At 56.6% G+C, this 19,260-nt stretch carries 16 protein-coding genes; 7 read left to right on the top strand and 9 right to left on the bottom strand.

Going from position 1 to position 19,260, the window contains the following annotated elements:
• Position 1: 1 nt before the first annotated feature.
• From VEV40_RS09095 to rpoZ, 3 genes are read left to right on the top strand one after another with little or no spacing between them, the layout of a single operon-like run.
• Positions 2-940 (top strand): YicC/YloC family endoribonuclease, encoded by a 939-nt coding sequence (locus tag VEV40_RS09095; protein WP_324831773.1) that lies wholly within the window; start codon positions 2-4, stop codon positions 938-940.
• A gap of 12 nt (positions 941-952) precedes the next feature.
• Entirely contained in the window at positions 953-1,663 is a 711-nt protein-coding gene (gmk, locus tag VEV40_RS09090) for a guanylate kinase (RefSeq protein WP_324831771.1), read from the top strand.
• 38 nt (positions 1,664-1,701) lie between these two features.
• Positions 1,702-1,935, top strand: a complete 234-nt coding sequence (rpoZ, locus tag VEV40_RS09085) for a DNA-directed RNA polymerase subunit omega (RefSeq protein WP_324831770.1) — start codon at positions 1,702-1,704, stop codon at positions 1,933-1,935.
• Between the two features lie 64 nt (positions 1,936-1,999).
• Here the strand turns inward: rpoZ and VEV40_RS09080 are convergent, their stop codons facing one another.
• From VEV40_RS09080 to VEV40_RS09065, 4 genes are all read right to left on the bottom strand, one after another.
• Positions 2,000-2,449, bottom strand: a complete 450-nt coding sequence (locus VEV40_RS09080) for a hypothetical protein (protein ID WP_324831768.1) — start codon at positions 2,447-2,449, stop codon at positions 2,000-2,002.
• 42 nt (positions 2,450-2,491) lie between these two features.
• On the bottom strand, positions 2,492-3,799 hold the full coding sequence (locus VEV40_RS09075; protein WP_324831766.1) for a tetratricopeptide repeat protein: 1,308 nt from the start codon (positions 3,797-3,799) through the stop codon (positions 2,492-2,494).
• Positions 3,796-6,780 carry an excinuclease ABC subunit UvrA gene (gene uvrA, locus VEV40_RS09070; RefSeq protein ID WP_324831764.1) on the bottom strand — a complete coding sequence of 995 codons (2,985 nt, stop codon included), beginning with the start codon at positions 6,778-6,780 and terminating at the stop codon, positions 3,796-3,798. The genes VEV40_RS09075 and uvrA overlap by 4 nt, the downstream gene beginning before the upstream one ends.
• A gap of 475 nt (positions 6,781-7,255) precedes the next feature.
• Positions 7,256-7,654: a hypothetical protein gene (locus tag VEV40_RS09065; RefSeq protein ID WP_324831762.1), complete on the bottom strand. Its 399-nt coding sequence runs from the start codon at positions 7,652-7,654 to the stop codon at positions 7,256-7,258.
• Between the two features lie 15 nt (positions 7,655-7,669).
• Here VEV40_RS09065 and VEV40_RS09060 point away from each other — a divergent pair, with 15 nt between their 5' ends.
• Complete coding sequence (locus tag VEV40_RS09060; protein WP_324831761.1) at positions 7,670-7,840, top strand: hypothetical protein; 171 nt, start codon at positions 7,670-7,672, stop codon at positions 7,838-7,840.
• A gap of 234 nt (positions 7,841-8,074) precedes the next feature.
• Here the strand turns inward: VEV40_RS09060 and VEV40_RS09055 are convergent, their stop codons facing one another.
• Entirely contained in the window at positions 8,075-8,308 is a 234-nt protein-coding gene (locus VEV40_RS09055) for a hypothetical protein (RefSeq protein WP_324831760.1), read from the bottom strand.
• A 53-nt stretch (positions 8,309-8,361) separates the two neighbouring features.
• Here VEV40_RS09055 and VEV40_RS09050 point away from each other — a divergent pair, with 53 nt between their 5' ends.
• Entirely contained in the window at positions 8,362-9,132 is a 771-nt protein-coding gene (locus VEV40_RS09050; protein WP_324831758.1) for a VCBS repeat-containing protein, read from the top strand.
• 329 nt (positions 9,133-9,461) lie between these two features.
• The gene (locus tag VEV40_RS09045; RefSeq protein WP_324831757.1) at positions 9,462-11,231 is read left to right on the top strand and encodes a GH39 family glycosyl hydrolase; all 1,770 of its coding nucleotides are present in this window, start codon (positions 9,462-9,464) and stop codon (positions 11,229-11,231) included.
• A gap of 48 nt (positions 11,232-11,279) precedes the next feature.
• Here the strand turns inward: VEV40_RS09045 and VEV40_RS09040 are convergent, their stop codons facing one another.
• From VEV40_RS09040 to ileS, 4 genes are all read right to left on the bottom strand, one after another.
• The gene (locus tag VEV40_RS09040) at positions 11,280-11,525 is read right to left on the bottom strand and encodes a hypothetical protein (RefSeq protein WP_324831756.1); all 246 of its coding nucleotides are present in this window, start codon (positions 11,523-11,525) and stop codon (positions 11,280-11,282) included.
• A gap of 16 nt (positions 11,526-11,541) precedes the next feature.
• The gene (locus VEV40_RS09035; RefSeq protein WP_324831755.1) at positions 11,542-14,001 is read right to left on the bottom strand and encodes an ABC transporter permease; all 2,460 of its coding nucleotides are present in this window, start codon (positions 13,999-14,001) and stop codon (positions 11,542-11,544) included.
• Positions 14,002-14,133: 132 nt separating this feature from the next.
• Positions 14,134-14,643, bottom strand: coding sequence for a signal peptidase II (gene lspA / locus VEV40_RS09030; RefSeq protein WP_324831753.1), 510 nt, complete (start codon positions 14,641-14,643; stop codon positions 14,134-14,136).
• Positions 14,644-14,810: 167 nt separating this feature from the next.
• Complete coding sequence (ileS, locus tag VEV40_RS09025; RefSeq protein WP_324831752.1) at positions 14,811-17,714, bottom strand: isoleucine--tRNA ligase; 2,904 nt, start codon at positions 17,712-17,714, stop codon at positions 14,811-14,813.
• A gap of 282 nt (positions 17,715-17,996) precedes the next feature.
• On the opposite strand from ileS, the gene VEV40_RS09020 reads away from it, so the two are divergent.
• Positions 17,997-19,235, top strand: a complete 1,239-nt coding sequence (locus VEV40_RS09020; protein WP_324831749.1) for an energy transducer TonB — start codon at positions 17,997-17,999, stop codon at positions 19,233-19,235.
• The last annotated feature ends 25 nt before the right edge of the window (positions 19,236-19,260 follow it).

Here is a 19,260-nt window from a genome sequence, read left to right as displayed (position 1 = left end):
TATGACGCCGAAAAAAGAAGCTGCAGCTCCCACAAAAGAAGCTCTGCCCATCCATTCCATGACCGGCTTCGCCCGCGCCGCGGAAAGACTCTCTGACAAGCTTGGCTACACGCTCAGCCTGAAGAGCGTGAACCACCGTTTTCTCGACCTGCACATGCGCCTGCCCAGCGGCACGGAGTCGCTGGAAATGCAACTGCGCAAAGTGCTGAAGGAAAGAATCGCGCGCGGGCACGTTGAAGTTTCGTTGTCCATCGACCGCAGCACAAAAATGGAAGCGCAGTATGACCAGAGCCTGGTGGCCGCCTACGTCACAGCCTTTCGCAGCGCGGCGGCGCAGTATGGATTGACTGCCGAGCCCGACCTTAACTCCATCTTCCGCCTGCCTGGAGTGCTGAACGGCGATTCGCGCAATTCCGAAGAAGAGGTGCAGTCCATCGAATCGGCTGTTCTGAAGCGCGTTTCCGCGTTGATCGGCGAGTTAAATACTATGCGGTCCGCGGAGGGTGACTCGCTCGCGGCAGAATTGCGGAAGGGGCTCGCCCGCCTAAGCGGGTTTGTCGAAGGGGTGGCAGGTCTGCGGCAGGACGTGCAGAAGGCATATTTCGAGCGCATCGCCCAGCGAATGTCCGAGATGCTTGATGGCAATCTTGACCGAGACCGCCTGTTGCAGGAGGCCGCGCTGTTGGCCGAGCGCAGCGACGTAGAAGAAGAAATCGCCCGCATGAACACGCACATTGCGCATTTTGAATCGCTGCTCGATCAGGGCGGGGAAATCGGAAAAAAGCTCGACTTCCTGCTACAGGAAATGAACCGCGAAGCCAACACGCTGCTTTCGAAGACCAGCGGGCTTGCTGGCAATGGAACACGCATTACCGAACTTGGCCTGGGCATGAAATCGGAAATTGAAAAGGCCCGCGAACAGGTGCAGAACCTCGAATAAAAGGGAAGACGCTTGGCAGGAATACTCTTCATTATTTCAGCGCCTTCGGGCTCAGGAAAATCGACGCTGGTCAACCAGATCCGTTCGCTTGTGGACAATCTGGAGTTTTCCGTTTCCTACACTACACGGGCTCCACGTGGCTCAGAAGAAGAAGGCCGCGAATATCACTTCACCACGTGCGAAACTTTCGAGCGCATGGTGCGCGACGACGACTTTCTGGAGCACGCCGAAGTTTTCGGCAAGTACTACGGAACGGCGCGCCGCTCGCTGACCGATGCCCAAGCCCACGGCAAAGATCTTCTGCTTGACATCGATGTGCAGGGTGCGGCACAGGTACGCAATAAAGTCCCTGATGCAGTCAGCATCTTTGTCATGCCGCCCACGCCAGACATTCTCGCCACCCGCTTGCGTAGCCGCAGCCGAGCCGAGGGCGACGTTAGCGAAGAGGAAATCCAGCGCCGTCTGGCCAAGGCGCGGCAGGAGATTGAGAATTACCGCGAATACAGCTATATTCTCGTCAATGACGTTCTCGCCCGTGCCGAGGAGGAACTTGCAGCCATAGTTGCCAGCGAACGCATTCACCGAGAGGGAAACATCCCAGTCCAGGATAGTGAACGCTTAATGAAACTGGCGGAAGGCTGCAGGCAGGAGAATGCATGCGAGCGCATCCGTCCTGTGCTGAGGGCCTTTGGATTGCCCGGCGAGGAAAACGGCACAACCTGAAAAGCAAGTTGCAGTTCTTCAAATTGGAGGATCAGTCAATGAGTCTGGAGCAGTCGTTCGACAGCAACTTCCGTTACGTTCTTGTGGCCGCGCGCCGCGCCCGTCAACTGCAAAGCGGCTCGCAGCCCTTGGTCGAATCGCACTCGCGCAAAGCCTGTAAGATCGCGCAGGATGAGATCGCTGCTGGCAAAGTGAGCTATGTAAAGAGCGACACACCGGTGCATAAGCCGGAAATTGCAGGGGCCGATATTCCAAAGTTTGCGATTTCCTGAAATTCAGGGAGAAGGGGCTTAGGGAATAGAGAAATCCCTAAGCCTTCTCCCTATTCTCTGTATTTCAATGCTTGAATACCTGCATCATCAGCTCGTTTTGCACTTTGTCGAGCTGCTTCAGGGTGGCTTGGAGTGTGGGCCGGTCGTCCAGCGACGCGTTGTGCAGAATCTCATTCAGGCGAAATGCCGTGTGGCGGATGAGGATCTCGGCGTTCTTCAGCTTTCGCGTGTCATCCGCCATGCCCATGTGGATCTTCTCCGTATAAGTCTGCACAGCTTTCAGCGTTTGCGAGGCATGGTCGATGTCACCCGATTGTAATTCCTGGCCAGCAATTTCAGTCATGTCGTGGACAATTTCCGCATAAAGGAAACACTGCTCTTTGGGAGACGCCTGATCGGCTTTGGCTTCGAGTAGCAGGAGGGCCTGTGGATCGGGGAGCTTTTCGTTAGCGCCATACGCATGAATGCAGGGGGCGAGCAGGACGGCTGCGGTTGCTATTGCTACGAACCTCATGGAGCACCTCCTTTCGGGTGCCACGGGAACGTCATCGGCCAACTATTTGCCAAGAGCGATCAACCGATGTTTTGCCTGCCACTCCTGGTCGGGGAACTTTCCATTGGCGGCTGTCAGAAATCTATGATAGTACTCTGCCGCCTGCTGTGTGTGATGTAGATTATCGTAAGCTGTTGCCCAAAGGAAGTAGGTAGCCGGGGTTTCTTCGAGATATTTTGATCGCGCGGAAAGAGCGTCGAGCACTAGTTGCGGCTGGTGGTTCTCCGATGCGGCGAAGGCCAGGCTGCTCCAGGCATCGCCATTGGCCGGCTTCAGGCTTACGGCCTTCTGCAGGACTATCACCGCTTCCGCATATCGCTGCTGGCGAATGAAGTTCTCGCCGCGTGCCGTCAACAGCGCCGGGTCATTGGGAGCGCTCTTCAGCAACTGGACGTAGAGTGGATCCGCCCTCTCAGCTGCGCCAGTCTGCGTGTAAGCATCGGCCAGCATGGCATTGATGGCTGGGTCGTCCGGCTGCTTTGCATGAAGCTTTTCCAGTACGCTAACGACTTCATCCTGCTTGCCTTCCGCGTTCAGCACAATGGCCAGTTGAGTATTCAGTGCCGGATCATCCGGATCGCGAATGAGCGCCGTCTTAATCAGTGGCTCGGCATCGGCATATTTCTTCTGTGCGATGAGAACATGGGCTAGTCCTGCGGTTGCCTCGGACGATGCCGGCTGCTGGTTCAGCAAACGGCGATAAGCGGTTTCCGCATTTACCTCATCGCCTTCCGCTTCGGCAATCTCTCCAGTCAACAGCAGATCAGGCGGAGTTTCCGGACTGATGGAGAGCGCCTGAAGAAGCTCCTGCTTCGCCGCGTCCGGATCGCTGGAGCGGTCAAACTGCGCTAGAGTGCGCCATGCCTGCGCCTTCGCTGTCGGATTTGGCGGATTCGGTTCCAGCTTGGAAGCCGCCGCTAGCTGCTCATGGGCTTCCTGCTGCTTGCCCTGGCGCGCCAGAATCAATCCCAGTGCGAGACGCGATTCAAACTGCTTCGGGTCAGCGGCAATGGCTTTCTGGTAGTAATCGGCGGCGCTGTCATCGCGGCCCTGCGCGTCCTCCACATAGCCGCGGTCGAAAAGAGCGCGCGCATCGTTGTTGTGCGCGGAGAGATAAGTGTCGAGCAGGGTTTTGGCGCTTGCGAAATCTTTTGTGTCGATAGCGGCTTCAGCTTGTGACAGGGGATCGTTAGCGGCTTGCGAAGGCTCACCGATACTGGTTCCCGGCGGTTGTGGCGCCGACTGGGCATAAACAGGAAGAAGAGAACAGGCGAATCCGCCTATCGTCAGATACTTAATGAATGACTTCATACTGCTACTTCATTCTCCTCTTCCTGCAGAGGCTCGTGTTTTGATTCGCGGCGCTGTGTCAATACTTTAGATAGCCAATACCCTGTGTGGGACAACTCATTCTGCGTAATCTGTTCGGGCGTTCCCGTAGCTACAATCTGCCCGCCCTGCGCCCCGCCCTCCGGGCCAAGATCGATCACCCAGTCTGCCGACTTAATGACATCCAGATTATGCTCGATAACCAGCAACGACCCGCCACCATCGATGAGTTTCCGAAACGCGGTGAGGAGCTTGCTGACATCATCAAAGTGAAGACCCGTTGTAGGCTCGTCCAGCACATAAAGGACGCGGCTGCCACCTTTCTTTACTGCCGATCCGGTTGAGCGAACGGTCGCCAGGTGCGCTGCCAGCTTCACGCGCTGCGCCTCTCCGCCGGAGAGCGTCGTCGCCGACTGTCCGAGCCGGACATAGCCGAGACCAACTTCGTCGAGAACCGCCAGTTTGTCGAGTATCTTCGGCTGGCCCACGAAGAACCGCAGCGCCTCTTTGACCGTCAGGTTCAGGACTTCGTGGATGCTCTTGCCCTTGTATTTGATTTCCAGCACGCTGGCCTTGTAGCGGGTGCCGCGGCACTCCTCGCAGGGCAACTCTACGTCGGCCAGGAATTGCATTTCAACTGTGACAGTGCCGTCGCCTTCGCATACGTCGCAGCGTCCGCCGGGAACGTTGAAGGAGAAGTGTCCGGCGGCATAGCTGCGGCGCTGAGCTTCGGGTTGCGCCGCGAAGAGCTCACGGATTGCGTCGAAGGCCTTGATATAGGTGACAGGGTTTGAGCGCGGCGTGCGGCCGATGGGGTTCTGATCGACAAGGACAATGTCATTGAGGCGCTCCACGCCTTTCAATTCCTTGTAGAGATTGGTCGGGTCAGCTCCTTCGCCCTTGCCCAGTTGGTGGGCAACAGCGCGGTATAGCACATCATGAACAAGCGTCGATTTGCCGGAACCCGACACCCCCGTAATGCAGACGAGCATGTTCAATGGAATCTCGACATCGATGCCTTTGAGATTGTGCGACCGCGCGCCGCGCAGCTTCAGCCATTCCTTTCCCGGTTCGCGCCTGCGTGTAGGAACAGGGATGGTGAGTTGTCCATTCAGATAGCGCCCGGTGAGCGAATCAGGGTCGCGCTCCACCTCTTCGACGGTTCCTCCGGCCAGCACTCTGCCGCCGAACTCGCCGGCTCCGGGGCCGAGATCGAGCAGGTAATCGGCCGAGCGGATTACGTCGGCATCATGCTCGACGACAACGATAGTATTGCCCAGATCGCGCAGGTCTTCGAGAATGCGGATGAGTTTGGCGGTGTCGCGCGTATGCAGGCCAATGGATGGCTCGTCAAGCACATAGAGCGCGCCGACAAGTTGCGATCCGAGCGACGTGGCAAGCTGGATGCGTTGCGACTCGCCTCCTGAAAGCGTCGAAGCGAGTCGGTCAAGCGTGAGGTAATCGAGTCCGACAGCGTTGAGAAAATGCAGCCGCTGCTGGATTTCGTGCAGAATGCTTCCGGCGATCTCCTCCTGCATGGCCGTAAGCTGAAGTCCGCCAAAGAAGCTGTCCGCGCCACTGATCGTCAGCGCGGCTGCCTCGCAGATATTCTTGGCGCAGTTCGGAGTTCCGCCCTGCTCACCAATGCGGACTGCGCGGGCTTCGGCCCGTAGACGTTGTCCTTTGCACTCAGGGCAGAGCGCATAGCCGCGATACTTGCTCAACATCACGCGGACGTGCAGCTTGTACTTCTTACGTTCGAGATGCGCGAAGAAACCGTGTACTCCCAGGAATGCGCCGCGGCCGTCGAGAACAAAGGACTGCTGGTCGGGCGTGAGATCGTACCAGGCGATATCCATCGGAATCCCGTGTTGCTTTGCGGCCTTCTTCAGTTCAGTGAAGTAAGGGCGATATTTCGGGCGGTTCCACGGATCGATGGCGCCCTCTTCGAGCGTCTTCGACTTGTCGGGAATGATGAGATCGAGGTCGAAGTCGATGGTGTTGCCAAAGCCCTGGCAGCGCGGGCAGGCGCCGAAGGGGTTGTTGAAGGAGAAGAGACGCGGTTCGGGTTCGCGGTAGACGCGATGGCAGGTTTTGCACTCGAAGGCTGCGGAGAAGCGCAGGCGTTCCCGTTCGACTGACTCTGCATCGCGCGGGACGATTTCGTAGAGGATTTCGCCGGACTCGCGGTAGCCGATTTCGGCTGCATCAACGATGCGGGCGCGATTGTCGGCGCTTACCACGATGCGGTCAACAAGCGCGAAGACGGGCAGCGCGAAGTCGACCTCAAGCAGCGATTCCGGGGTTGAGAACTCGTAGATAGTTCCATTTTGGTACAGGCGGTTGAAGCCGCGCTTGCGCAGGTCGGTCAGGCGCTCTTTTAACGAATCATTAAGTGACGATTTTGCGTCATTTTTTGCGCTTAAAGTGCCTTTTTTCGCGCGTTTTGCAAGCTTCTTTTCCGGCTCGAGAGATACCGGCGTTTCCTGCGGTTTTTGGACGGGGAAGAGGGCGTGCAGGCGCGTGCCTTCACCCAGGGCGAGCACGGTGGCGGCGATTTCATCGATTGTGTCGCGCCGGACTACTCCGTTGCAGACGACGCAGTGGACGGTTCCGCAGCGCGCGTAAAGCAGCCGCATGTAGTCGTAAATTTCGGTGGCTGTCGCTACCGTCGAGCGCGGGTTGCGGGTTGAGTTCTTCTGCTTGATGGCGATCGCCGGCGCGAGGCCGTCAATCAGGTCAACATCGGGTTTTTCAATACGTTCGAGGAATTGGCGCGCATAGGCAGACAATGACTCGACGTAACGGCGCTGGCCTTCGGCATAAACGGTATCGAAGGCGAGCGAAGACTTGCCCGATCCGGAAACGCCTGATACCACGGTCAGTAGGCCGTGCGGTATGTTGCAGTCGATATTTTTGAGGTTGTGCACCCGCGCGCCGCGGATGATGATCTGGTCCGTCAATGCAGTGCGCCCCGGGAGTTAAGTACGAAACTTCCCAGTTTGATTATAAGGCGTGTGGCGGGGTATCCCCCCTCCCCCTCCTGGTCTACGTATTTTCAACACTTTGACGGGGGATCATCCCCTGCTATGCGGCTGATTCTGTTTGGGTTAGGTTGTTTCTAGTGTTTTCAATCACTTAGCGAGGGGTCCTCGATTTCTGTGAATAAAAAAGCCCGCTCGAAGCGGGCCTTTGTTCTCTATTCTAGGATAGCAGATTGGGTGAAATAGTACGCCAAATTTGGTTCGCGGTAAGTGGTTTGGTTTTAATGGTTTAAGAATTATTTTTCAGTTTGGGGCTTGACAAGGTTTTTTTGAAGGGCCCGCGGCTGAAGCCCGTTCTTTGAAAAAGTTCGTTTCGCGCTGATACTGAGAAACCGCAGGTCCTTCGACTCGCTGCGCTTCGCTCAGGATGACGAATCTTAAGTGGATAAGAGATTTAGAAATAGGTGAGCATGCGGTGCGTTTTGGTTGAGGGGACGTGTGTGGCGCCGGGCATCGAGCACCAGGAGTCGAGCTTTTCTGTCCAGTTGCCGTGCTCGTCGTACTGATATTCGAAATGTGATTCGGAGTATTGCTCCGGGTCATCTTCTTGCGTGGTTTGCGTGATTTCTACTGCCATGTCTCCTTGCTCGTTGTAGGCGATTTCGACTTGGTTCACGATGTTGAAGGCGCGCCGTGTTTTTCGGCTGATGCGGCCTTGCGGATCGTAGGTGATCGCAATCGAAGCTGGTCCTGATTGGCCTCCCATCAACTTTGTCAGCTCGGCGCGGAACTCGTCGAGGGAGGGCCCGTCTGGTGCTTCCAAAACGCCTGCGAGCGATTCCGCCGAAAGCATCGTTACGATATCGTCGTGAACCAGTTTTTCTTCAGCAATGCGGCCTTGCTCGTCATAGGTGCGGATGGCACGGCGGACGAGTTCGCCCTGGGAGTCATGAATCCGGACCTCGGTGGGGCGGTCGTGTTTGTCGTAGATGGTGATGGCGCTGCCACCGCCCTCGCGATTAGGCGGCCTGTCTGCTGACCAGAAGGGAGAATCGCCGGAACTGACGACATTGGCGCGATAATCTTCGGCGCGAGAAACCTGACGCTTTGTTTTTCTGCCGTGTTCGTCGTAGTGGTATGTGACAGGATGGTCAGACTTGTCACTATAGGTGATGCTCAGGAGCCTGCCCTGATCGTCGTAGAGATAGACGGATTCGGATGGCGGGTCACCTTCCTTGCCCCAAGTTGATTTGAGCAGCTGGCCGGCTGCATTCTAGATACAGCGGCTTACCCAGTCAGGCTGATTGGGATTCTGTGACCTTGTAATGACGATCCGGCCTTCGTAATCAAATTCCGTTGTGCGCTGAAATTTGCGTTCCGGGATCAGGCTACCATCGGCGGCGGCGGAAACGGGATATGTAACTTCCTCGGCGCAGATTTTTACAGGGCCTCGGAGGCCATGGTGCTCGCGTCCGAACTCGTGGTAGTTCTCGGGTGGCAGAAGCATCGCAATATCCTTTGTCGATTCAAGAATAGAATAGTAACCAGGGAACATATCCGATGACTCGAAACGCATTCAAGCTGCGCCCAGTGACTGTCATCTTCGCGGTGGTTTTCGCGCTTGCGGTGTTTGCTCCGGTACGGGTATGGGCAGGAAGCGCCAGCGCTGTGGCTGGAGATGATCCGGATGGAGGTTCCCACCCGACAGTGATGGCAGACTTTAACGGAGACGGCATCGCCGATCTTGCCGAGGCTGTTGCGCCTGATGGATCAGGAGCGGGTTTTTTGAAGGTGTCGTTGGGACTGGCAGATGGGACATTTCGTGAGACTGAGTCCAATGCAGCGCTGGGTCGTGATCCCAGAGCAATGGTCACGGCTGACTTCAACCAGGACGGCATCCCGGATGTGATTGTTGGTGACGACGACGGATCATTAAGGCTGTTTCTCGGAGATGGCAAGGGCAGCCTGGTTCCTGCCGGCGAGGTTGCGCATCTTGATTCCGTGGTGTCGATTGCGGTGGCAGACTTCAACCACGATGGCATTCCGGACATTGCTGTTTCGGATTGGCGTCGGAGCACGGTGGCGGTGTTTCTCGGGACCGGCAAAGGCTCATTCGAAGGCGGGTGGCCTCTTCCATTACGGATGCCGGGAACGGTGCCCCACATCTCTGCGGCTGACTTTAATGGCGACGGTAATCCCGATCTGGTGGTGGTGTATGGCGACGATGGCGATTACACGTTCGATGTGTTTGTAGGCAATGGCAAAGGCGCCTTTACCAAAGCGCCGAATCTGAGTTTCGTGAAAGACCCAAATGCTCATTGCCCAACATAAGGGTGAGATGCAGGTCTGCTTGATGCCATAGAGTAGAGGGAGTTCCAATGTCTCCCTGGGCGTAGGCTGAAGGTGTAGTTACAAGCCTTCCAGGCGCACGTTGTATCGGCTAGCGGGAACAGCCTGAAAACCCTCTGCATTGTAAGCAATAGTCCATATCCAAATTGACAACATTTGCCTGAGTGATAGTATTTATCCAGCTTCGAATCGAATAGTTTGTAACGTTCCTGCTCTATTTCCCACTAAGTACGTTCCTGTCCTGTTCTCCGCGCGAGTGAGCATCATCCGTGCCGGCCTAATCGGGTTCATCAAAATTTTTATCGTGGAAAATGACTATGTTTGTGAAGTTAATGTTTCCTAGAGGGATAAACAGGATATGTTTATCGTTTGCACTGGCTTTAGCCTTCGCACTGGGAGAGGCCGTTGCGCGACCGCAAACCGTATCAGCGGATTTCGGCGATCGACACGGCTGGACACCGGTTGTACCAAGCGGGATGTTCGGCGTTGGGGGAGTGGGATCTACTCTAAGTGATCCAGGCACAATCGGCAGGTTGACGGCAGCTGGCCTGAGTGGAACCCGCTTCGAGATTTCCCTTTGGGAGATATACAAGACGAAGAAGAAACCATACTTTCGGTCGCTCGATCGGATATTGGAAAAGATGCAGGACACAGGTGTCCATCCCATAGGCGTGATTTTCGGGACGCCGCCTTCTCTTGGAGAGAAGAAGTGCTCCCCGCCGCGGGATGTTTGGCGATGGGGACAACTGGCGGCATCGGTGGTTGCCCATGTGAACGAGAATTTCCCCGGGTTGATGACGGATTATGAGATCTGGAACGAGCCCGAGCTTGCTGAGTCGCTATGCGCTCGTGACGACGCTGCCAGACTAGACAGCTATGTCTCAATGTTCGCGGCGGCTTCTTCTGCTATGCATACCCAGGCAGAGTTGGATGGTCAACCGATTCGCACGGGCGGACCGGTTATTTCCCGGATGGCTTTCGCCCCGGTCTGGATTCCAACGCTGCTCGACAATCCAGGGACTGCGCCCTATGTTGATTTTGTCAGCTTCCACCTTTATGTCACGGGCCAGCCTGACATCGACAAAAAGATGAATTGGGCCCATTTGTATTCGATCACGCAGTCGGGGACGCAAGGACTGATTCATTACTACAATGTGATCGAAGCACTTGTGCGAGCGGGCCATCAGCCCCACCCGGCATCGACTCCGATTTACATCACGGAATACAACGACAACTGGGCGTATTCAGCTGACTGCTGCCGCAACCATCCAACTTTCGCGCCTTTGTGGAACAGTCTTGCCGTCAGCGATCTTCTCAACGTTGTCTATAGCGGTGCCTCTACCGTTCCGAATCGTCTTATGTACTTCAATGCCGCAGGACCTCCATTTTGCATTATGGGTGAGTGGAACTCGAAAATGGACTGCAATCCATCGGTTGCGGAGCCATATCCGCAGTTCTATGCGTATGCGTTATTTGCGTCGCCAGATTATCTTGACTTACAAGCCGGTGGTCATATGGCCGCTTCTGTCACTCCCGCGAGTACAACAGGCGGGCTAACGGCGACTGCTTTCTATACCAATAAGGCGGACAGCGTGGTGGTGATCAATCCGTCGTCGAGGGATTACGGCGCTGTCAAGATCAATCTTATAAATCCGGGACTAACGTCGGAAACAGGAGAGGCGTATCTTCTGAATAGTTCGCACGGCTGGATCACCAGCGAACCGGTCACGCTGAACTGGATATCGGGAGGTTACTCGGCGACAGTTAACCTTCCCGGCTACTCGATCGTTGCGCTTTCGATAAAGGGCGGTCCTGCTGGAAGCGCTCCATCGGCGGCGTTGACTGTAACACCGAAAAGCGGAAGACACCCGTTGACAGTTGACATAGATTCGTCGCAAAGCCAGCGTGGCGGAAGCTACATTATTGGCAGAACCATCGATTTTGGCGATGGCAGGTGGCTTAACTGGACACCCACCACTTCCTACACCTACAAGAAAGCAGGTACTTATACAATTCGTCTCTCGGTGAGGAACCAGTCTGGGCAGCTTTCAACTACCAGTGAGGTTGTAACTGTTCACTAAAGAGGGTCTTATTGCCTGAGCGAGACATTCTTTTTCCGCTCATCGTGCTTACGAGGAGTGGGTTGAACTTTGACCAGGCGCTGAATCCCTGACGACAAGACGGTCGACTGTAAGCTCGCCGACGCTCAGCTTGTTGATGTGGGCTTTGTGGGTCATCAGCTTGCGGATCACGAGCGAGCCAACAGCAATCGCGCCAATGGCGGTTGCGCCCACGGCCAATGCGCCGACAGCGGTTGCGCCGGCGGCAGTCAGCGCCACGCGGGCGAGAGCGGCTTTGGTGAAAGATTCTCTCATTGTCTGCCCTCCGCAACTATTCGACGCGCAGAGACTCCATCGGGTCAAGTTTTGAGGCGCGGGTAGCGGGGAGCCATACGGCGAAGAGCGCCACAAGGCTTAATATCACCGGCACAGTTACAAATACGACCGGGTCGTAGGGTTTAACTCCGAAAAGAAAGCTCGCAATGAGCCGGGTAAGGCCGAAGGCTGCGCCGACTCCAATGACCGCGCCGATGATGGCGAGCTGCATGCCCTGCCATACGACCAGATTGCGGATGCGCGCGCGGTCTGCGCCGAGGGCCATGCGGATGCCCATTTCCTGTGTGCGCTGCTGCACGGTGTAGGCCATGAGGCCATAGATGCCGATGGCGGCGAGGACAAGCGCAGATGCTCCGAAGATGGTGAGCAGCAGCATGTTGAAGTCTTCGCGCGCAGTGGAGTGGACGACCACTTCTTCCATGGAGCGTACGCGTGCAACAGGAAATCCGCCGCTGGCCTGACGGAGTTGCTCGGTAACGGCGGAGATGTACTGGTGTGGATCTCCTTTAGTGCGGACCAGCCAGGTAACAGGGCCGATGTTGGCGTTGAGAGCGGTCATGCCGTCGGTGACCTGCGCCTGTGGGACGATCATGAGTGGGCGCGGATCGCGGTTGAGACCGCCGTCGCGGATGTCGCCGACGACGCCGATGATCTGGCGCGGAGGCTCTTCAAACTGCGGGCCGACGCCTTTGCCGATAATGATCTGCTGGCCGACCGGGTCTTCTTTGGGCCAGAACTTTTTCTTCATGGATTCGTTGATGAGGGCGACTCCGGGGGCTCCGGTGCTGTCGCTGTCTTTAAAGTCGCGGCCTTCGAGAATGGGGATCTTGTAGACGGCGAAATAACCGGGCGAGGTGTTCATCCAGCCTGCTCCACCGGTCTGACCGGATTTATCAAGAGGGCGGCCTATGACGATGAAGGGCAGCCCGAAGCCGCCTTCCAGCGGCAGACAGCAGGTGGATGCGGAGGCTTCGACGCCAGGAATGGCATTGAGGCGTTCGCGTCCATTGAGGGCTAGCTGGGCGACGCCGGCGGTTTTGGCAAAGCGGTCTCCGGTAAGAGACATCTGCAGGGTGAGGACGTTGCGTGCGTCAAAGCCGGGATTGACGTTGCGCAGCGCGAGGAACGTGCGGATGAGCAGCGCTGCGCCGATAAGCAGCACAAGCGCGAGCGAGACTTCGCTGATGACCAGCAGTGAACGTGCCTTGCTCTGACGGAATCCGGTGCCTGCGCGATTGCTGCTTTCCTTGAGCGTTGAATTCAGATCGGGGCGCGAGGCGCTGATGGCGGGAAAGAGGCCGAAGATGACGCCGGTGAGCAGTGAGACGGCAAGGGTGAAGAGAAGGACGCGCCAGTCTATGCCGATGTTCGCGCCGTTTTCGCCTATGCGCGGAATGTCGCCCGGGCTGAGCGCGAGCAGGCCGCGTACACCGAGGTAGCCGAGGATGGAGCCGAGGATTCCGCCAGTGATGGCGAGCAGAATGCTCTCAACCAGCAATTGGCGAATAATGCGCAGACGCGTGGCTCCCATAGAAACACGAATGGCGAACTCGCGTTTGCGTCCGGAGGCGCGGACCAGCAGCAAATTGGCAACGTTCGCGCAGGCAATGAGCAGCACGAGACCGACGGCCCCGAGAAGAACAAATAAGGACTGGCGCACATCGCTGACGATACTGTCGCGCAGCGGCTCGACGGCAAAACCTTCCTTCGGCCCCATGCCTGCGTCCGTATAACGGCGGCGAAACTGGTCAGCCGCAACTTTGAGTTGAGCGTTCGCCTGCGCGAGGGTTACACCCGGCTTAAGACGTCCAGCGGCGAGAAAGAAGTGTCCCTGGTTAGTGCTGTTGGGGTCGATCTGGAAGGGAAGCCAGACGTCTGCTTCCGGATCGGAGACGAAGGACTTGCCGAGAACACCGACGACGGTATAGGGTTCGTTGCCGAACGAGATGGCGCTGCCGACGATGTTTGGGTTGCCTCCGAAACGGCGCTGCCAGAGACCGTAGCTGAGGACGACGACCTTGCCGCCGTTGGGTGAGTCTTCCTGCGGAGTGAAAGTGCGACCCAGCATGACAGGCGCGCCGAAGAGGCGGAAATAGGCTTCGCTGACGTGGATGCCGTGGACCTGCTCGGGATGGTCGCCGGTGAGATTGAAGCCGGGGCCGCCGAAGTCATAAGCGGTGACGTCCTGAAAAACGCTGGTCTGCGAGTGCCAGTTATTGAACTTGGTGGGAGAGGCAGCGGCGCCTTCGCCTTCGGGCGAGGTCAGCATGAACTGGACGATGCGGTCAGCGTCGGGGTAGGTGAGCGGCTTGAGGAGGACAGTGTTGACCACGGTGAAGATCGCGGTGTTTGTCCCGATTCCGAGGGCCAATGCTGCGACAGCGGCTATGGTAAAGCCTGGATTTTTGAAGAGACTGCGCAGAGAGTGTTTGACGTCATGCCACAGATTGGCCACAGGGTGGTCCTTTCCTGCTTCGGTTCTTAGACGGAGCGGCGGGTAGATTCGCTCGTTCTCGGCTCTTGAATTGTACGAGGGCGGAGTTAGGGCAGTTCAGTTTATTGCAAGGGCAGTATTATGCAGGCTCGATCATGGCTGAGATTTTTTAGGCAACAGGGCGTCGAGGACGATCAGAATGCCGCCGCAGACGATGGCGGAATCGGCGACGTTGAAGTCGGGCCAGTGGTAACTCCAATGCCCCAAGCGGAGGAAGACTTCGAGGAAATCCGTGACGACGCCGTAGTGAATGCGGTCCCAGACATTGCCAATTGCGCCGCCGAGAATGAGGGCGAGCGCGATGGTCGTCGCGGTGAAGCGGCGTCCCATTTTGAGAATCAGGACGAGAACAATGATGACCGCGACGATGGAAAAGCTTGTTAGTAGCCAGCGGGTGCGGTTGGGTGACGGCGAATCGACGAAGAGGCTGAAAGCCGCTCCGGGGTTGAGGACGTGCGAGATGTAGAAGTAATGCGGGATGACAGTGATTTCGTCGCCCTCGGCGATATGGTGTCCGACCCAGCTCTTGGTCCAGCGGTCGAGGGCGATGATGAGTGCGGCAATGGCGAAGAGCCAGCTGCGGCGGTCTTGTTTCAAATCCATTCTTTTTAATAGCCCGAGGCTAAAGCCCCTGTTTCTTTCTCTTACTTACCGGCCTGAAGGCCGGTGTTTCTACCTTAATTCGGTATGCTGTCTTCGACAGCAGTTCTAATTGTCCCCAGGCACCCGTATCCGATTGCTGAACTGAAAAAGCAGGCTGTCGCAAAACATTAACGCTCGTAGCCCATTTGTTCTAATGCAACGGCGCATCGTCCGCAGACCTTGGGCCAAAGGCCAAAGTGTTGGACGTGATCAGGGCCATCATCAGCATAGAAGTTCCAGCAGCGCTCGCATTTTGTGCCGTCGGCTGGGAGTGTAATGGCCTGAATGGTTCCGTTGGCCGTATTTTCTTTTACTTCTACCTGGGAGACGTTGAAGAGCTCTTTCAGGCTCGACTTGAAGTGATGCAGTATCTCCGATAGATCGACTGTGGGGTGAATTTGCACTTTCGCTTCCAGCGCTTTGCCGATCTTTCCGGCCTTACGGTCGGCTTCCAGCGCTTTGAGGGCCTCGTCACGGACTTGCAGGAGCTTCTGCCACTCAGCGAGAAGTGACGGATTCTCCGGAGCCACTTCATCAGGTGTCGGAAAGTGGCTTAAGTGGACGCTCCCTGCGCGGTTGGCGTCGGCGGGCAGGTAGCTCCATACTTCGTCTGCAGTGAAGCTGAGGATTGGGGCTACGAGACGGACTAATGCTTCAGTGATTTTGTAGATCACGGTTTGCGCGGAACGGCGGGCGATGCTTATTGGCGCAAACGTGTACATGCGGTCTTTGAGCACGTCAAGGTAGAGTGCGCTGAGATCGACGATGCAGAATTCGTTGATGGCGTGGTAGACACGGTGGAACTGGAAGTCTTTGTACCATCCCCCTTTGCCGTCTGCGCCGCTAATTTTTTCTACCAGCTCACGGGTGCTGGCGAGCATATACTGATCGAGCGGGAGCAGGTCTTCATAAGGCACTGCGTGCTCAGCGGGGTTGAAGCCGTGCAGATTTCCGAGCAGGAAACGGAAGGTATTGCGCAGCTTGCGGTAGTTGTCCGCGATGCGCTGCATGAGATTTTCGCTGGCGGCTACATCTTCGCGGAAGTCGACGGATGCAACCCAGAGACGGACGATTTCCGCGCCCATGCGGTTGGCGATATCGACAGGATCGACGCCGTTGCCGAGAGATTTCGACATGGCGCGGCCCTGCTCGTCGAGCGTCCAGCCGGGTGTTCCGACCATGGTGTAGGGGGCCTTGTGGTTCTCGCTGACAGCAACTGAGGTCAGCAATGCAGTGTGGAACCAGCCTCGATATTGGTCGCCTCCTTCAAAGTAGAGGTCGGCGGGCGGCGCGATTTCCGGCTCGGCTTCCATAACGGCGTGCCAGCTAACGCCGGAGTCGAACCATACGTCCAAGATGTCCATCTCTTTGCGGAAGTCGGTTTCACTGCATTTGGCACATTTTGTTCCGGCAGGTAGTAACTGCTCGGCTTCGTGTGTGTGCCAGGCAGCGATGCCTTCTTTTTCCAGCAGAGACAGAATGCTCTGGTTCAGCGCCTTGTCCTTGAGCGGAGTGTGGCACTGGTTGCAGAGAAATACGGCAATGGGCACGCCCCAGATGCGCTGGCGGGAGATGCACCAGTCGGGGCGGGTCTCGATCATGTTGGCGATGCGTTCTTCGCCCCATGCCGGGTCCCATTTGACGGTGTTGCGGATTTCGTCGAGCGCGAGCTGACGGAAGGTGGTGTCGCCCATCTGCTTGTCAATTTCGATGAACCACTGCTCGGTGGCGCGGAAGATGACGGGCTTGTGGCAGCGCCAGCAGTGCGGATAGCTGTGATAGATGTCGCTGCGGCCCATTAGAACGCCGCGTGATTCGAGCAGCTTGATGATGGGCTCGTTCGCCTTGAAGACGCTCAGGCCGTCGTATTCGGGTAGTCCGTTGCGCAGGCGGCCTGCATTGTCGACATTGCAGGTCTGATCAAGACCGTATTTTGCGCCGGTGTAGAAGTCATCGGCTCCGTGGGCGGGGGCAGTGTGAACGGCTCCGGTGCCCTGATCGGTGGTGACGTAGTCGGCGAGTACGCCGAGAATGCTGCGGTCGAGGAACGGATGCTGGAAATGCGCGTATTCGAATTCCTTGCCTTTCAGGCGCGCAAGTTTCTTGGTTGCGCCGAGCTTGCAGTCTGCGATGACTTTTTCTGCTAATTCCGCCGCGACAATATATGCCGAGCCGTCTTCCGTACCGAGTACCAAGTAATCAAAATCAGGATGAAATGCAATTGCAAGTGAGGCTGGTAAGGTCCACGGAGTTGTTGTCCAGATGATTGCATAGACTTTGTTGTAACCCTCGGCCTTTAACTTAAGCGCCAGAGTCATTTCTTCGGGCTTGGCTCCCACCCGTCCTCGCTGAAGGAGTTCATAGCGCACGTAGATGCTGGGACTGGTGTGCATCTCGTACTCGATCTCGGCGTCTGCGAGAGCGGTGCGGTCGTGGATGCACCAATAGACCGGTTTGAGGCCCCGGTAGACAAAGTCCTGCTCAAAGAAGCGATAGAAAATTTCGAGGGTCTTGGCTTCGTACTCCTTAGACATGGTGGAGTACGGCTTTTCCCACCGACCGAAAACGCCGAGCCGTATGAACTGGCTGGTCTGCAGGTCAACATATTTTTGTGCGTAGGCACGACATGCTGCGAGAAAGTCCACCGATGACATTTCCAGCTTCTTGCGCCCGAACTGCTCGTCGACTTTGATCTCGATGGGAAGGCCGTGACAGTCGAAGCCGGGGACATAGGGAGCGTCGAAGCCAGCCATGGTCTTGGTCTTGACGACGAAGTCTTTGAGGCATTTATTGAGCGCGTGGCCGAGGTGGATGGGGCCATTGGCGTAGGGCGGGCCGTCATGCAGCAGGTAGCGGGGCGAGCCTTTGCGGACTTCGCGAATCTGCTCGTAGAGCTTTGTTTCCGCCCACTTTTTGAGGCGTTCGGGCTCGTTTTGCGGCAGATTTGCCTTCATGGGAAAGGCGGTTTGCGGCAGGGTGAGGGTTGACTTGAGTTCCGGCGCTCCGCCGGGGTTGGATGGAGCGAACATCATTTCTCCCATGGGAAATTTCGATAGGGGTAAAACTTTATTGTATCTGGTTTTAGATAAGTAACTTTATGATGGGGGTCGCGTCTATATTGGAAGGTATTCGGAGGTCAGTTCTGGGTGCGGCATATGAAGAAAAGCAGATCCTTCGCTACGCTCAGGATGACAATAGAATTACAGCGCGCAGAGAAGATTCCCCGCGCATCTTAAAGACAAGCGGGCCTTGCGTCGTCCATAATGGAGAGATACACGGGTGGGTCTTTTGTTTTCCTGCCCGGTTGAAGTGATATGGGCAATGAGCTTTTGACACCTCCGGAACTGGATCCAGGACAAACCCGGCCACAGGAAAAGGAACCCGATATTCTTCTCGAAATCGAGGGATCCATGTGGAAGTCGCTGCTGGCCAACCTGCGCGACGCCTTTTCCTCTCCAAAGCAGCCCCCGCTTCAGCTGACCTCCAAGCCGGACGAGAATAACGACCTCCTTGAAGCTGACTCGTCGATTTGGAAGTCGCTGATAGCGAATGTCCGCGATGTCTTTTCCTCTTCAAAACAACCTCCGCTTCAGTTGACCTCGCGGCCGGACGAAAATAACGACCTTGTTGGAACGCTGAAAGAAGAGTCGATCTGGTCATCGCTCTGGATCAACATTCAGGACGTTTTCTTTCCCAGGAAGCTGCCTCCACTGGAACTGACTTCACAGCCGATTGAAACCGATGTCCTGCTGAAATCGGAGCGGAGCACGAAGTCGAGCGCGTATTCGATTGGCGCGCACGTCTTTGTGATCGGGCTGATTATTCTGGCTCTGGTTGAAATGCGTATTCACAGCCGCGCCCTTGAAAAGAAGCTGCAGGCCACGAATGTGGATGTGTCTCCGTTTATACCGATTGCGCCGGCGGCAAAAGATGTAATGGGTGGTGGCGGCGGCGGTGGAAACCACGAACTGGTGGACGCCTCGAAGGGCAAGCTGCCGAAGTTTGACAAGGAGCAGATTACGCCTCCACAGAAGCTGCTGCTCGACAAACCGAAGCTGCCGGTTCCAGCTACGATAGTGATGCCGGACATGAAAATGCCGGATGCGAATATGCCGAATTTGGGTATTCCGCAGTCGAACCAGGTGGCTCTGGCTTCGCAGGGGCAGGGCTCGGGTTCGGGATTCGGCACGGGCACCGGCGGTGGACTTGGCTCGGGATCGGGTGGCGGCATCGGGCCTGGTTCGGGTGGCGGAACTGGCGGCGGCGTGTACCATCCAGGCGGCGGCGTTTCCGCTCCGCAGGTGATTTACGCGCCCGATCCGGAGTTCTCGGATGAGGCCCGGCGCGCGAAATACCAGGGTATCTGTGTGGTGTCAGTAATTGTGGATACGCAGGGGAATCCGCAGCATGTGCACGTGATTCGCCCGCTGGGAATGGGGCTGGATGAGAAGGCCGTGGAAGCGGTGCGGCAATATAAGTTCAGGCCGGCCACATATCAAGGACGTCCGGTGCCAGTGGAAGTGAATATCGAGGTGAATTTCAGGATTTATTGAATTTGGTGCAGTGTGAAACGGCAGT

This window comes from Alloacidobacterium sp. (assembly GCF_035631355.1).
In the GTDB taxonomy this organism is placed as follows: domain Bacteria; phylum Acidobacteriota; class Terriglobia; order Terriglobales; family Acidobacteriaceae; genus Alloacidobacterium.
The sequence above is the reverse complement of the archived record's forward strand: the minus strand, read 5'-3'. Positions and strand labels throughout refer to the sequence as shown.

What these genes read in the sequence shown, in the direction of transcription:
- VEV40_RS09040 (WP_324831756.1), bottom strand. Translation starts at nt 11,525, where the DNA reads ATGAGAGAATCTTTCACCAAAGCCGCTCTCGCCCGCGTGGCGCTGACT.
- VEV40_RS09020 (WP_324831749.1), top strand. Translation starts at nt 17,997, where the DNA reads ATGGGCAATGAGCTTTTGACACCTCCGGAACTGGATCCAGGACAAACC.
- VEV40_RS09045 (WP_324831757.1), top strand. Translation starts at nt 9,462, where the DNA reads ATGACTATGTTTGTGAAGTTAATGTTTCCTAGAGGGATAAACAGGATA.
- VEV40_RS09095 (WP_324831773.1), top strand. Translation starts at nt 2, where the DNA reads ATGACGCCGAAAAAAGAAGCTGCAGCTCCCACAAAAGAAGCTCTGCCC.
- rpoZ (WP_324831770.1), top strand. Translation starts at nt 1,702, where the DNA reads ATGAGTCTGGAGCAGTCGTTCGACAGCAACTTCCGTTACGTTCTTGTG.
- VEV40_RS09075 (WP_324831766.1), bottom strand. Translation starts at nt 3,799, where the DNA reads ATGAAGTCATTCATTAAGTATCTGACGATAGGCGGATTCGCCTGTTCT.
- VEV40_RS09050 (WP_324831758.1), top strand. Translation starts at nt 8,362, where the DNA reads ATGACTCGAAACGCATTCAAGCTGCGCCCAGTGACTGTCATCTTCGCG.
- ileS (WP_324831752.1), bottom strand. Translation starts at nt 17,714, where the DNA reads ATGATGTTCGCTCCATCCAACCCCGGCGGAGCGCCGGAACTCAAGTCA.
- lspA (WP_324831753.1), bottom strand. Translation starts at nt 14,643, where the DNA reads ATGGATTTGAAACAAGACCGCCGCAGCTGGCTCTTCGCCATTGCCGCA.
- VEV40_RS09080 (WP_324831768.1), bottom strand. Translation starts at nt 2,449, where the DNA reads ATGAGGTTCGTAGCAATAGCAACCGCAGCCGTCCTGCTCGCCCCCTGC.
- VEV40_RS09065 (WP_324831762.1), bottom strand. Translation starts at nt 7,654, where the DNA reads ATGCTTTCGGCGGAATCGCTCGCAGGCGTTTTGGAAGCACCAGACGGG.
- VEV40_RS09055 (WP_324831760.1), bottom strand. Translation starts at nt 8,308, where the DNA reads ATGCTTCTGCCACCCGAGAACTACCACGAGTTCGGACGCGAGCACCAT.